Annotated in this window: 11 protein-coding genes; 6 read left to right on the plus strand and 5 right to left on the minus strand. The window is 75.5% G+C overall.

Annotated features, from left to right (window positions below):
* The first annotated feature begins 282 nt into the window (after positions 1 to 282).
* Together ACZ6X9_RS23325 and ACZ6X9_RS23330 are read left to right on the plus strand one after the other, a co-directional pair.
* Complete coding sequence (locus ACZ6X9_RS23325; protein WP_469779926.1) at positions 283 to 561, plus strand: acyl carrier protein; 279 nt, start codon at positions 283 to 285, stop codon at positions 559 to 561.
* The gene (locus ACZ6X9_RS23330; RefSeq protein ID WP_469779927.1) at positions 558 to 1,781 is read left to right on the plus strand and encodes a beta-ketoacyl-[acyl-carrier-protein] synthase family protein; all 1,224 of its coding nucleotides are present in this window, start codon (positions 558 to 560) and stop codon (positions 1,779 to 1,781) included. The genes ACZ6X9_RS23325 and ACZ6X9_RS23330 overlap by 4 nt, the downstream gene beginning before the upstream one ends.
* Before the next feature lie 173 nt (positions 1,782 to 1,954).
* On the opposite strand, the gene ACZ6X9_RS23335 is transcribed toward ACZ6X9_RS23330, so the two are convergent.
* Together ACZ6X9_RS23335 and ACZ6X9_RS23340 are read right to left on the minus strand one after the other, a co-directional pair.
* Positions 1,955 to 2,167: a DUF5302 domain-containing protein gene (locus tag ACZ6X9_RS23335; protein WP_469779928.1), complete on the minus strand. Its 213-nt coding sequence runs from the start codon at positions 2,165 to 2,167 to the stop codon at positions 1,955 to 1,957.
* 129 nt (positions 2,168 to 2,296) lie between these two features.
* Complete coding sequence (locus tag ACZ6X9_RS23340; RefSeq protein ID WP_469779929.1) at positions 2,297 to 3,724, minus strand: HEAT repeat domain-containing protein; 1,428 nt, start codon at positions 3,722 to 3,724, stop codon at positions 2,297 to 2,299.
* Positions 3,725 to 4,050: 326 nt separating this feature from the next.
* Here ACZ6X9_RS23340 and ACZ6X9_RS23345 point away from each other — a divergent pair, with 326 nt between their 5' ends.
* Positions 4,051 to 5,502 (plus strand): PP2C family protein-serine/threonine phosphatase, encoded by a 1,452-nt coding sequence (locus tag ACZ6X9_RS23345; protein ID WP_469779930.1) that lies wholly within the window; start codon positions 4,051 to 4,053, stop codon positions 5,500 to 5,502.
* Between the two features lie 94 nt (positions 5,503 to 5,596).
* Here ACZ6X9_RS23345 and ACZ6X9_RS23350 read toward each other — a convergent pair whose 3' ends face one another.
* Positions 5,597 to 7,096 (minus strand): DNA-binding protein NsdB, encoded by a 1,500-nt coding sequence (locus ACZ6X9_RS23350; RefSeq protein WP_469779931.1) that lies wholly within the window; start codon positions 7,094 to 7,096, stop codon positions 5,597 to 5,599.
* 388 nt (positions 7,097 to 7,484) lie between these two features.
* Here ACZ6X9_RS23350 and ACZ6X9_RS23355 point away from each other — a divergent pair, with 388 nt between their 5' ends.
* Both ACZ6X9_RS23355 and ACZ6X9_RS23360 read left to right on the plus strand, forming a co-directional pair.
* Positions 7,485 to 8,600 (plus strand): aminoglycoside phosphotransferase family protein, encoded by a 1,116-nt coding sequence (locus ACZ6X9_RS23355; protein WP_469779932.1) that lies wholly within the window; start codon positions 7,485 to 7,487, stop codon positions 8,598 to 8,600.
* Positions 8,601 to 8,826: 226 nt separating this feature from the next.
* On the plus strand, positions 8,827 to 10,860 hold the full coding sequence (locus tag ACZ6X9_RS23360; protein WP_469779933.1) for an N-acetylmuramoyl-L-alanine amidase: 2,034 nt from the start codon (positions 8,827 to 8,829) through the stop codon (positions 10,858 to 10,860).
* Positions 10,861 to 10,930: 70 nt separating this feature from the next.
* On the opposite strand, the gene ACZ6X9_RS23365 is transcribed toward ACZ6X9_RS23360, so the two are convergent.
* Positions 10,931 to 11,431 carry a hypothetical protein gene (locus ACZ6X9_RS23365; protein ID WP_436781468.1) on the minus strand — a complete coding sequence of 167 codons (501 nt, stop codon included), beginning with the start codon at positions 11,429 to 11,431 and terminating at the stop codon, positions 10,931 to 10,933.
* Positions 11,432 to 11,560: 129 nt separating this feature from the next.
* Between ACZ6X9_RS23365 and ACZ6X9_RS23370 the strand changes: the two genes are divergently transcribed.
* Positions 11,561 to 12,283, plus strand: a complete 723-nt coding sequence (locus tag ACZ6X9_RS23370) for a leucine-rich repeat domain-containing protein (RefSeq protein WP_469779934.1) — start codon at positions 11,561 to 11,563, stop codon at positions 12,281 to 12,283.
* 96 nt (positions 12,284 to 12,379) lie between these two features.
* Here the strand turns inward: ACZ6X9_RS23370 and ACZ6X9_RS23375 are convergent, their stop codons facing one another.
* Entirely contained in the window at positions 12,380 to 12,616 is a 237-nt protein-coding gene (locus tag ACZ6X9_RS23375) for a DUF397 domain-containing protein (RefSeq protein ID WP_469779935.1), read from the minus strand.
* Between the last annotated feature and the right edge of the window lie 36 nt (positions 12,617 to 12,652).

The following is a 12,652-nucleotide window of genomic DNA, read 5'->3' on the forward strand; positions in this document are numbered from 1 at the left end:
ACAGGTGTCATCGCGCCGACCGGCCCGCGCGCGTCGGCGATCGTCATACAGCCTGGTTGTTAGGTTGCCGCGGGTGAGTGGCGTACGGGCCGGACCGACGGGGACGGCGGCCCGTCCGGCGTGGGGCGGTGCCGGCGCCTCGCGGGAGCGGGGTGTCCGGGTGCGGACGGTCCGTGCCGCGGGCGCCCGCCCGGCGACCCGGGCCCCGCGGCTCCCCGGCGCCCCTCCCCTCGGTCCCCGGCACCCCTCGGTCCCCGGGCCCTTCGGCAGTGAGGAACAGGCATGACGTCTCTGTACGAGCCCATCAAATCCTGTATGGGCCGGTACTTCGACATCCCGGCGGAGAGCATCCGCCCCGAGAGCACCATGGAAGACCTCGGCATGGACTCGCTCGCCCTGGTGGAGATGATGTGTGTGCTCAAGGACGACCTGGGCCTGCGGATCCCGTCCGGTGCGGACCCGCTCTCCCTGCGCACGACGTTCGCCGAGGCGGTGGCCGCGGTGGAGGCGGCCCAGCGGGCGCCCGAGTCGGTCACCGGGACCCCGGGCCCGGCCGCGTGAGCGGCGACGGCGTCGCGGTCACCGGACTGGGGCTGGTCACGCCCGCCGGGGTGGGCACCGAGGCGACCTGGCGGCGGGTGTGCTCGGGGGTACCGACGGCCGCCGTCGATCCCGAACTCGCGGGCGTACCGGTGCCGCTGAGCTGCCGGGTCCCCGCCTACGACGTCCGGGCCGCCGTCGGCCGCCAGGCGTGGCGCATGGACCGCGTCGCCCACCTCGCCCTGACCGCCGCGTGGGAGGCGGTGGCCGACGCCGGCCTGGACCCGGCGACCTGGGACGGCGCGCGCGTCGGCGTCGTCGTGGGCGTGGGGTCGGAGAGCAAGGAGACGGCGGCGCGGAGCTTCGCCAAGTTCCAGCGCGCCGACTACGAGGGCGTGTCCCCGCTCACCGTTCCCCGTGTCATGGTGAACGCGGCGGCGGGCGAGATCGGTCTGGCCCTCCGGGCGCTCGGCCCCAGCACAGCGGTGACCACGGCCTGCGCCTCGGGGACGACCGCCCTGTGCACGGCCCGGGACCTGCTGCTGGCCGGCCGCTGCGACATCGTGCTCGCGGGCGGGGCGGAAGCCCCCTGCCACCCGCTGTCGTCGGTGTCGTTCTCGCAGATGAAGGCGCTTTCCACCCGGTTGCACGACCCGGCCGGGGCCAGCCGCCCGTTCGACGCCGACCGGGACGGATTCGTCCTCGCCGAGGGGGCCGGGATCCTCGTCCTCGAACGGCTCCCCGACGCCCGCGCCCGGCGGGCCCCGGTACGGGCGCTGCTGGCCGGGCACGGCACCTCCACCGACGGCTTCCACCACGCCGCCGCGCACCCCGAAGGGGCCGGACTGGAACGGGCGTTCAGAGCGGCGCTGGCGGACGCCGGGCTGGAGCCGGCGGACATCGGGCACGTGACCGCGCACGGCACCTCCACCCCGATGAACGACCGGATCGAGGGACAGACCCTGAGCCGGGTGTTCGGCCGCCGGCCGCCGCCGGTGACCTCCGTCAAGGGCGTGACCGGGCACATGCTCGGGGCCGCCGGGGCCGTCGAGGCGGCACTGGGCGTGCTGACGCTGGAGCACCGGCTCGTCCCGCCGACCGCCAACTTCGAGCGGCTCGATCCGGAGCTGGACCTGGACGTGGTGGCGAAGGAGGCGCGGCCGTGCCGCGTCGACGCCGTGGCCAGCGACTCGTGCGGCTTCGGCGGGCACAACGCGGTCGTGGTGCTGCGGCGGGTGTGAGGGAGGGGCGAGGCGGTCCCCGGGCCCGGGGGCACCGGGCCCGGGGAGGCGGATAGGGGGCCCGGGCGCGAGGACGCCGGGCCCGGGCCGGGAGACGTCAGGGGTCTCGGGCGGGCCTCAGGGGTGCGGACGGCGCCGGGCCGTCGCCGGACCGCGGCCGGACGCGCCGGCCGTCAGCCGCTCTTGCGGCGGAACGACCGCTGTCCGCCGGCCTTCCCGTGGGTGCCGTGGATCTTCGGCCCGTCCTGCACCCGGGCGCCGGCGCTCCCCTCGGCCGTCTTCCCCCGCTTGCGGTCCAGCGCCTCGCGGAACCTGCGCTTCACATCGTCCTCCGCGGCCCCGCCTGTACCGGCGCCGCCTTGCTCCCCCGCTGTTGAATCGGGCATCAATACCTCCTGAAGACACGGGTGTTCGCCACAGCTTCGCACAAAAGGGGCGCGCCGGGGCCTGTCGGGCGCGGATCGCCACCGGAACGGTACGGCGGGCGCGCGCCCGTCCCGGCCCGGGAGCGCCGTTCAGACCGGTGTCGTGTCCGGGCCGAAGCGGTCGAAGGCCGCGGTCTGGACCTCTTCCTCCTCGGCCGGATCGGCGGCGAGCCGGCGGAGCTGGTCCACGACCCGGGAGTCCGCCGTGGCCACGTGCCGGGCCGCGAGCTCGCGGGTGGTCTCCTCGCAGTCCCACAGGCACTCGACGGCGAATCCGGCGGCGAACGAGGGGTCCGTGGCGGCCAGCGCCCGGGCGGCCCGGCCGCGCAGGTGGGAGGAGGACGTCTCGCGGTACAGGTGACGCAGGACCGGCGCGGCGCAGGCGATCACGAGGCGGCCCGCCCCGTCGACGAGGTCCCAGAGCACGGGGGCGTCCGGCCCCTCGGTGCGGACGACCCGGCGCAGGGCGCCCAGGACGAGCGGCGCGTCGTAGGCGGCACCCCGGCAGGCGAGCATGCCCGCGGCGGCGGCGCCCAGGGCGTCCGTCCGGTGCACCCAGGCGCGGGCGCGCTCCAGGGCGGCGGGGCCGCGCATGCGCTCGAAGGCGGTCACCGCGGCGTCCGCCACGGCGCCGGACGGGTCCGCCGCGGCGGCCTCGATCAGCTCCAGGGCCTGGGGGTCCTCGTGCTCGGCGAGGTAGCGCAGCGCGGTGGCACGGGCGGCCTCGGGGCCGAAGGCGGCGGCCTCGATGATCTCCAGGCGGTCCTCGGGTCCCGCGACGGCGTTGAGGCAGCGGGTCGCGGGGACGTGGCGGTGCTGGGGCGGGTGGAGGGCGAGGCCTTCCTGGGCCCAGTCGAGCACCTCGCGCACGCTCCAGCCGGGCCGGGGGCCGGCCGGCCGCAACTGCCGCTGCCAGCGGTCGAAGGAGCCCTGCTCCCGGGCGGCGCGCACCCGGGCGGCGGTGGCCGGTGCGTGCGGGTCCTCGGCCCAGATCCGCCAGGGGCGGGGTTCGAAGGCGTCCCGCACCGCGGCGGCCAGGGCGGCCTCGCCCTCGGGGGACTCCGGGAAGCGGGCGACGACGGCCTCGCCGAGGGCGGCCAGGGCGGCGTCGTCGTCGCGCAGCGCCAGCTCGTCCAGGGCCCAGCTCCAGTTGCCGCCGGTGGCGGCGTAGCGGCGGAGCAGGGGCAGCGCGTCCTCGCGTCCGTACGCGGCGAGGTGGCCGAGGACGGCGAGGGCCAGGCCGGTGCGCTCCTCCGCGGGGTCGAGGAGGTCGTCCGGGTGGAAGAGGTGCTCCTCGATCTCCGCCAGGTCGCCGTCGAGATCCAGGTAGAGCCGCGCGTAGTACAGGGACCGGTTCTCGACCTGCCAGTCGCGCCGGGGGTCGCGGAGCACGCACTGGTTCAGCGCCGCGAGGGCCTCGGCCCGGGGCGCCGCGAGGGCGTGCAGGGTCCCGTCGCCGCGGCCTCGCTGGAGGAGGCCGAGCAGGGTGCCGCTGGGCGCTATGTCTGGATCGAACATGAGGTCAGCATCCGGTGCGGGGGGTCGGCTGGCAACGGGATTTCCGTCGTCCGGCATTCTTGCCGGTGTCCACCCGGGCTATGCCCGGTGAACTGTGGGGACTCGGTGACCGAGCGCCCGCAGCCTACCCGGAGTCGGGCGTTCCGCCGAGCCTCTGTCCGATTTTCCCCGGCACGCCGTTGGCATATGTCAGCGTCACCACCGGATCGGGTATGGCCAAACCGCTTACGGGCCCTCGCCCGCTGTGCAAGAGTCGTCACGCAGTCTTCCGGCCGCTCTCGCGGACCACGCCGGCGTCGGCCGCGCCCGCCTCATCGGAGTACCTGATGCCGTCCCCTTCTTCTGCCTCACCCGCGGAGCACCCGGCCGGCCGCGCCCCGGGCGGGCCCACCGCCCCCGGCGCGGTCGACGCTCTGATCTCGCAGACGCGGCGGCTCAGAGGCGGGATCGACGCCATCCGCCGCGAGACGGCCGGCGAGGAGCCGGCCGGCGACCCGGCCGAGCGCTGGCGGCGCGCGCTCTGCGACCTCGCCGCCCACCAACTGGACGACCTCGGCGCCCACCTCGGCCGGCTGCGGGAAGGACTGCCCGGGCCAGGGGAGCCCGGGGCATCGCGGGAGGCGACACCCGCGGCGTTATCCCCGGCCCCCGCGGGCAGCGCCGAGTGGAACCTGCTCACCGACGAGGTGACCTGGTCCGACGAGCTGTTCCGGATCCTCGGCCGACGGCCGGAGGACGGCGCCCTCACCCTGGACGAGTTCCCCTCCCTGCTGATCGAGGAGGACCGGGAGCTGCTCACCGCGCTGGTCACGGACTGCCTGGTGGACGGCAAGCCCATCGACGGCGAGTTCCGCGTCGTCCGCCCCGGCGGCTCCCCCCGCACCCTGCACATGATGGGCGAGCCCGTCCTCGACGACGACGGCTGCACGGCCGCCATGTGGGCCGTGCTCCGGGACGTCACCGCGCTGCGGCGCAGCCGGGACGCCGTCGACGCGACCGGGGACTCGCTCCGGGCGCACCGGCGGCGCGCCGTGGCCGAACGGCGACTGGCGGCCGAGCTCCAGGAAGCGGTGCTGCCGCCCTGGCACGAGCCGGACCGGCCCGCCCGGGGCGGCCCGGCCGGGCCCGGCGGGACGCTCGACGTCGCCGCCCGCCATCTCCCCGCCACGGACACCGACGCCGTCGGCGGCTGGTGCGACGCCCTGCCACTGCCCGACGGCCGCACCCTGCTCAGCGCGGGCGGGCTGACCGGCCGGGGCGTGGCCGCGGCCTCCGCAACGGCGGTGCTGCTCGGCGCGGTCCGCGGCATGGCCGTGGCCGGCACCGAGCCGGGCCCGCTGCTCGACTGCCTCAACCACCTGGCCACCGCCTCCGACCGGCCCGCCCTGGGCGGCGCGGTCTGCTGCCGGTACGACGCCGCCACCCGCACGCTGCTGTGGGCCCGGGCGGGCCACCCCGCCCCCCTGCTGTTCCGCGAGGGGCGCGTACGCCCGCTGCGGGCTCCGGCGGGCGTACCCCTCGGTGCCGTCGCACGGGCCGGCTACGTCCAGGCCGAGGAGCGGCTGCTCCCCGGTGACGTGCTCGTCCTGCACACCGGCGGCCTGTCGCCCCGCGACCCCGAGGCCGGCGGGAGGGCGGAGCCGCTGCCCGGGCTGGCGGCCCGGTTCGCCGCGGCCCGCAGCGCGCAGGAGTGCGTCCGGGCCGTCCTGGAGGAGTGGAGCGGGGTGGCACGAGACGACGGCGGGTGTGTGCTGGTGGCCCGGGTCGCCTCCTCCTGACCGGTGGTCCGCGCGCGCCCGTGGTCCGGCTCTCCGGCCACCGGCCGGCACGGCCGGCGGGAGCGCTGTCCGTGGGGCTCGCGAGCCCCGGGGCTCAGGCCGTGGCCGTCCGGCCCCGGCCGCCCGGCGCCTTGGGCAGCGCCCGCTCGATCTCCTGCCGCACCTCGGCGACCTGCGGGAACCCGGAGTACCTGTCGGTGAGCAGGTACATCTCCCGCAGCCGGTCCCAGGTGCGGTGGGAGGAGTTCTCCCCGATGGAGCGCAGCGCCTTCCGGGCGTAGGAACAGCCCTGCTCGGGGTCCTCGTCGAGGAAGCAGGCGGAGGCCATGGAGATGTGGTCGAAGATGATCGACCGCTTCTGGTTGGTCCCGGCGCGGAGCCGCAGCGCCTGGAGGGCGTGGCGCTGTGCCACGGCCGCGGCGGACGGATCGTGCTCGGCGAGGGTGCGGTAGGCCAGGGCCTGCATGCCGTGCAGATCCGCCTCGTTGAACATCTGCATCCAGCTCGGCGGGGGTACGTCCCCCTTGTCCGCGACGAACAGCTCCTCGGCCTGGCCCAGGGTCCGCCGCATGGCCTGGCCCCGGCCCATCGCCGCCTGCGCCCAGGCTTCGACGGTGCAGAGCATCGCCCGGGTGCGCGGCAGGGCCTCGTCGCCCGAGCCGGACTTGGCGAGCTTCATCAGGTCGAGCGCGTCGCCGGGGCGGCCGAGGTGCACCATCTGCCGGGCGGCCCGGGACAGCGCCTCGCCGGCCCGGGGCCGGTCGCCGCCCTCCCGGGCCGCGTGGGCCGCGATCACGAAGTACTTCTGCGCGGTGGGCTCCAGCCCCACGTCGTGGGACATCCAGCCGGCCAGCACCGCCAGGTTGGCCGCCACCCCCCAGAGCCTGCGCTGGAGGTGCTCGGGGTGGCGGTAGGCGAGCATGCCGCCCACCTCGTTGAGCTGGCCGACCACGGCCTTGCGCTGGAGCCCGCCGCCGCGGGCCGCGTCCCACGCGCGGAAGATGTCGACCGAGCGCTCCAGCTCGTCGATCTCGGAGGAGCCCACCGGGGCCGCCTCGTACCGCTCGAAGCCCGCCTGTTCGGCGTGGCCCGGGTAGGAGGCGCGGTGCAGGGGGTCGTCGAAACGGGGGGCGTCCGAGGCGAGGGCCGGATCGGAGTGCAGCCAGTCGTGCATCGCCCCGCTGAGTGCTGAGCCTGCGGCGAGCGCGGCGCCCGCGCCCACCAAGCCGCGTCGGTTGAGCATGAGGTCCATTCCCGTGAATTCGGTGAGGACCGCGGCCGTCCGCTCGGGCGGCCAGGGGAGACCGTCCTGCGACTGTCCCTTGCCCGCTCGCCCGCGCCGGCAGAACCCGAGGTCCTCGATGGTCACGACACGACCGAGGCGCTCGGTGAAGAGGGCGGCCAGCACCCGGGGCACGGGATCGCGCGGGGACTCCCCCATGTCGATCCAGCGCCGCACCCGTGAGGTGTCGGTCGCCAACTGCGGATGTCCCATGACCGCCGCCTGCCGGTTGACCAGCCTCGCGAGCTCGCCCTTGGACCATCCGGCCAGTCCGAACAGATCCGCCAGGCGGGTGTTGGGTTCCCTCGTCACGTCAAGCCCCCAGGTTCCTCGGCTGACTTGAAGGTAGCGGTCCCTCAGATGCCAGGCGACTATTCGCCAGGGTTCGCCAGGGCTCGCCAGATGGTGTGCCACCCGTCGATGGGTGTGATGTAGGAACGCGCCACCCCGACCACCCGGCGCGCATTCCCCAGGGTGCGCGACGACCGTGGGCCGGCCCGATCGCGAAGCGGTCGGACCGGACCGGATCCGACCGGCACACTGCCGGGCGGGACCGGTCCGGCCCGACGCGGCTCGTTCCGGGTCGGGCCGCCGGACCGGGCGGGAAGGGCCGGATTCGAAGGCAAGCGTCCCCGCGCAGGCGGGGGCGGTCCGGGGGCGCGGCGCAATTCGCCGGCACACGAAGGGATCTGTTCCGCCCATGTATGCAGCATCGGCCTCCGTGTCCGCTCCGCTCCGGCCCCCGCGGCCGCAGCAGATCCGCCCGCCGCAGGGCGGCGGACCGTACCTCGACCCCTCCCATGCCGTGGGAGCCGCGTTCGGGGGCGGACGGGCGCGGAGGGGCCCCGGGTTCGGCACACCGCCGGTCGGCGGGAGGATCGACCTGTCCGGCCCCGACGGCCCGGAGTTGCGCTCGCTGATCGCCTCGGTGCACCGCATCTGCCCGGAGTTCGCTCCGAGCCAGGTGCTGCGCCGGAGCGGGCGCTCCGTGGTGCTGGTCGGCACCGCCGGGCGCACCAGCGCCGTGGCGAAGTGTTTACTCGACCGCTCCCCCGCGGGCGCCGAGCGGTTCCGGCAGGAGATAGCGGCGTACCGCACCTTCGTGCGGCACCGTCCGCCGGTCCGGGTGCCGCGGCTGATCGCCGCGGACCCGGAGAACGGCATCCTGGTCGTCGAGCGCATGCCGGGCCGCCCGGCCGCCCTGCGGCGGCATCCGGCGGACACCCCACCGCGCGCCGACGTGCGGGTGGCGCTCGGCGCGGTCTGCCGGGTGAACCTCTGGCAGCCGCCGGTCGGCGTGTTCGACATGCCGCTCGACTACGCGAAGCACATCACCCGCTATCACGAGCTCGGCCTGCTCACCGACCGGGACATGGGGGATCTTCAGAAGCTGCTCCACGGCCTGGCGCATGTCCAGGGCCAGTTCTGCCACGGTGACGCGCACCTCGGGAACATGCTCCTCTCCCCCGCCGGCCCGGTGCTGGTCGACTGGGGTCAGGCGGGCTGGTACCTCCCGGGGTACGACCTGGCGACGCTGTGGACGGTGCTGGGGGACGCCCCCCTGGCGCGCCGGCAGATCAGCCAGCACGCGCAGGCCGCGGGGACGCCGGCGCGTGACGCCTTTCTGGTGAATCTGATGCTCGTGCTCACCCGCGAGATCCGGACGTACGAGCTGGCCGTCCAGCGGGCCCAGCAGGAGCCGGTCCCGCCGGGCGCCCCGGACACCGGCGAGGAGCAGCGGCTCCTGCTGCGTCGGCTGCACGACGACTGCGCGCTGGCCCGACGGGCCGTCCGAGCCGCGGTGGGCACCCGCTGAGGCCCGCCGCACCCGCCGACACGCCGTGCCCCGGGCGCGGCGTGTCGGCGTTCACTCCTCCGGCGCAGAGGGTCGCAGAGGTTCCCGCAGCCCAGGCGTTGACGTGCCCATAACGTGCGTTCCAGTCTGATTGACGGATCGTCTGTTCGGCACCGCCGCTTGGTAGGTTCGGGTCGCCACCACTCCGGCGCACGGTACGGCCCGGCCCGTCCTCGAGGAGGCTGCCTTGCGAGCTCCCGCTCCCGTTCCAGAGCACACGCCACGGAGACCCTTCCGAAGAGTCCGCACGGCCGGTGGAAGCGGCCATGCCCGCGGGGCGGCCGGCGCGCTCGCGTCGGCCGCCCTGCTGCTCCCGCTGGTCTCGGGCCTGCCGGCCGCCGACGCCGCCGCGAGCGGCCCCGACGTGCTCCAGCGGGACTTCGCCCGGGCGGCGGCCGAGTACCACGTGCCGTCGAGCGTCCTGCTCGCCGTGTCCTACCTCCAGTCGCGCTGGGACACCCATGCGGGGGCGCCCAGCGTCACGGGCGGCTACGGCCCGATGCACCTCACCGACGCCGCCACGGCCCTGGCCACCACCCGGGAGCGTCCGCACCACGGCGACGCCGGCGAGGACGCGCGCGGCGACGCCGCCCGGCCGCGCCGGGCCGCGAACCGCGCGGCGGCGGACGCGCACCGCGTCTCGCCCCCGGCCGGCGAGCTCCCGGAGCGGCTGCGCACCCTGGACCGGGCCGCCGGCCTCACGGGGCTGCGGCCCGAGGCGCTGCGGACGGACCCCGCCGCCAATGTGCGCGGCGGGGCGGCCCTGCTCGCCGACGCCCAGCGCCGGCTCGGCCGTCCGGCCGGCGGGGGCGCCGCCGACTGGTACGGGGCGGTGGCGCGCTGGTCCGGCGCCGCGGACCCGGCGACCGCGCGCGCCTACGCCGACGACGTCTTCGAGCTGATCCGCACCGGCGCCCGGCGGACGACCGACGCAGGACAGCGGGTGACGCTGGCGGCCGACCCGCGTCTCGTCCCGCACCGGGAGCGGACGGGCCGGGCGATGCCCCCGGCCGAGGGCGTCGAGTGCCCCGAGACCGTCGTGTGTGAGTCCGTCCCCGCGCCCTACCAGCGGCTGGAGGGTTCGGACTACGGCAACCACGACGTGGCCGACCGCCCCACCACGCAGAAGGCGGACTTCATCGTCATCCACGACACGGAGGCCACCTGGGAGAAGACCCTCCAGTTGATAAAGGATCCGGCGTACGTGTCGTGGCACTACACGGTCCGCTCCACCGACGGCCTCATCGCCCAGCACGTGCCGGTGAAGGACGTGGCCTGGCACGCCGGCAACTGGTACGTGAACTCCAAGTCGGTGGGCATCGAGCACGAGGGCTTCCTGGCCCGTCCGGACGCCTGGTACACGGAGGAGATGTACCGGACGTCGGCCCGGCTGGTGCGCCATCTGGCGCGGAAGCTGGACATCCCGCTGGACCGGCAGCACGTCCTGGGGCATGACAACGTCCCCGGCACGGTCCCGTCGACGATCAAGGGCATGCACACCGACCCGGGCCCCTACTGGGACTGGTCCCACTACTTCGAGCTGCTGGGCAAGCCCTTCCACCCGACGGCGAGCCCGTTCAGCGGCATGGTGACGATCAGCCCGGACTACGACGACAACGAGCCGGTGTACACCGGCTGTGAGAAGCCCGGCCAGGAGTGCGCGCCGCACGGTTCCGGCGCGGTCCGGCTGCACGTGGCGCCGCGGGACGACGCGCCGCTGGTCAGGGATGTCGGGCTGCGCCCGGACGGCAGCGCGTCGACCACCGACGTCAACGACACGGGGGCCCGGGCCTCGACCGGGCAGCAGTTCGCGGTGGCCGACCGGCTGCCGGGCTGGACGGCCGTCTGGTACCTGGGGCAGAAGGCGTGGTTCCGCGACCCGTGGTGGGAGCCGGTGGCGCTGGGGGCGCGCGGGAAGCTGGTGACGCCGCGCGAGGGGCTGAAGGAGGTCCCGGTCTACGGCCGGGCGTACCCGGAGAAGGAGGCGTACCCGGCGGGGGTGCCGGTGCAGGCGGTGACCCCGCTGCCGTACAAGCTGTCCGCCGGGCAGGCGTATGTGCTGGGCGGGACGAGCGCCGCGGAGTACCTGTACGCCAAGGACTTCGACCCCGCGAAGCACGTGGTGGTGCGGGGCAAGGACGTGTACTACGAGATCCAGTTCGGCCACCGGGTGGCCTTCGTCCGGGCGGCCGACGTGACGGTGCGCTCGTCGAACCGCTGACGGACGCGCGTATTCCCCGGGCCTGGCGAACGGGCCGGCCCGGGGAAGGCGCCCGGCGGGGTTCCGGGGCTCAGCCCGCCTGGAACATCTCCGCGGGGAGCGGCTTGAGCAACTGGTAGAGGTCGTCCGTGATCGGGCGGTCCCAGCTCGCGATGGTGACGAGGACGCCGTCGCTGCGGTCGAACTGGGTGCAGGAGACGCGGCTCTCCGAACACTTCAGGCGGCGCACGATCAGCAGGTTGTCCTCGTGCATGACCGGGGTGTCCTCGGTCTCCACCACCGTGACCGGCTCGTCGTTGCCGAGCGCGGCCAGGAGCTGCGCCACCTCGAAGGGCACCTGGCCCTCCTCCAGCTCCCGGGCCGGGGAGCCCTCGGGGAGATTGCCGATGATCATCGCCGGGCCGCGCCCGCCGAACAGGTCGTAGCGGAGGAAGACGCCCTGGCAACTGCCGTCGGGCGCGGGCAGCAGCCCGGCACCGAGGTCGCCCGGCCAGTCACCGGGGTCCATGGCGAGGACGTCGAAGTCCGGCCCCGTGGGGGTGGCGGCGCTGCGGCGGCGGAGGAAGGACATGCCCACATCGTACGTGCCCGGTGACGGGCGGCGCCCCCGGGGGAACCCCGGCCCGCCGGGCACGAGCGGCCCCCTGGTACCGTCGCCGCGCCCCGGGCCCGCCGGGGCGGTTCCGGGAGGGGACCGGCGATGCGGAACGGCACGCTCGACTACTGGCGGCACGGGCTTGGACACGTACCGGAGGAGGTCTGGCGGACGGAGGGCCTCCGGACGCTGATCCTCGCGGACAACGGGCTGACGGAGCTGCCGGCCCGGATCGGCCGGCTCACCGGCCTGCGCACCCTCGACCTGGGCCACAACGCCCTGACCTCGCTGCCGCCCGAGCTGGGCGCGCTGACCGGTCTGGACGGCTGCCTCTACCTGCACGGCAACGCGCTCACCGGCCTGCCCGCCGCGCTGGGGCGGCTGTCACGGGTGCGCTACCTCAACGTGGGCGACAACCGGCTGGCGGAACTGCCGGAGGACATCGGCGGAATGAGCTCCCTCGTGGAGCTGCGGGCTCAGCGCGCCGGCCTGACCCGTCTGCCGGACGGCATCGGCAGGCTGGCAGCCCTGCGCGAGCTGTGGCTGCGCGGCAACGCCCTGACGGATCTGCCCGGTTCGGTGTCGCGGTTGAGCGCACTGCGCGAACTGGAGCTCCGCGAGAACGCGTTGACCACCGTCCCCGGCCCGCTCCGCGGGCTGCCCGCGCTGCGCCGTCTCGACCTGCGGTCCAACCGGCTGACGTCGCTGCCCGACTGGCTGACCGGACTCCCGGCACTGGAAAAGCTGGACCTGCGGTGGAACGCGCTCGACCCGCCGCCGCGGCTGCTCGACGCGCTGGCCGCGCGGGGGTGTGTGGTGCTGCTCTGACGGGCCGAGGGCCGGAACCTCCGGCTGACGCTCCGCCGGCCGACGGGCCCGGCCCGGTGGACGCCGCCGATTCCCCGGAGGGGCGCGCGCGTTCCGCTACGTGAGGTCGAACTCGCCCTCCCGGGCGAGGTCCACGAAGGCGCGCCATTCCTCCGGGGAGAAGATCACGGCGGGGACGTCGGGGGTGCGCCGGTCGCGCAGGGCGACGTACCCGTCGATGAAGCCGACTTGGACGTCTCCCGTACCCGGGACGCCCGGCTGCCAGGTGGCGTTGGACAGGTCCAGCCGCTGCCGCCCGTCGTCCGCCAGGTACTCGGTCGCGCTCTTCGCCACGTGCCGTTCCCCTCCCGGTCGCACGGTGTCCCGTCC

It is taken from the genome of Streptomyces sp. NPDC052910, assembly GCF_055585605.1.

Excerpts from the sequence above, each read along its gene's own strand:
- ACZ6X9_RS23325 (WP_469779926.1), top strand. The coding sequence starts at position 283 with ATGACGTCTCTGTACGAGCCCATCAAATCCTGTATGGGCCGGTACTTC.
- ACZ6X9_RS23345 (WP_469779930.1), top strand. The coding sequence starts at position 4,051 with ATGCCGTCCCCTTCTTCTGCCTCACCCGCGGAGCACCCGGCCGGCCGC.
- ACZ6X9_RS23335 (WP_469779928.1), bottom strand. The coding sequence starts at position 2,167 with ATGCCCGATTCAACAGCGGGGGAGCAAGGCGGCGCCGGTACAGGCGGG.
- ACZ6X9_RS23340 (WP_469779929.1), bottom strand. The coding sequence starts at position 3,724 with ATGTTCGATCCAGACATAGCGCCCAGCGGCACCCTGCTCGGCCTCCTC.
- ACZ6X9_RS23365 (WP_436781468.1), bottom strand. The coding sequence starts at position 11,431 with ATGTCCTTCCTCCGCCGCCGCAGCGCCGCCACCCCCACGGGGCCGGAC.
- ACZ6X9_RS23370 (WP_469779934.1), top strand. The coding sequence starts at position 11,561 with ATGCGGAACGGCACGCTCGACTACTGGCGGCACGGGCTTGGACACGTA.
- ACZ6X9_RS23355 (WP_469779932.1), top strand. The coding sequence starts at position 7,485 with ATGTATGCAGCATCGGCCTCCGTGTCCGCTCCGCTCCGGCCCCCGCGG.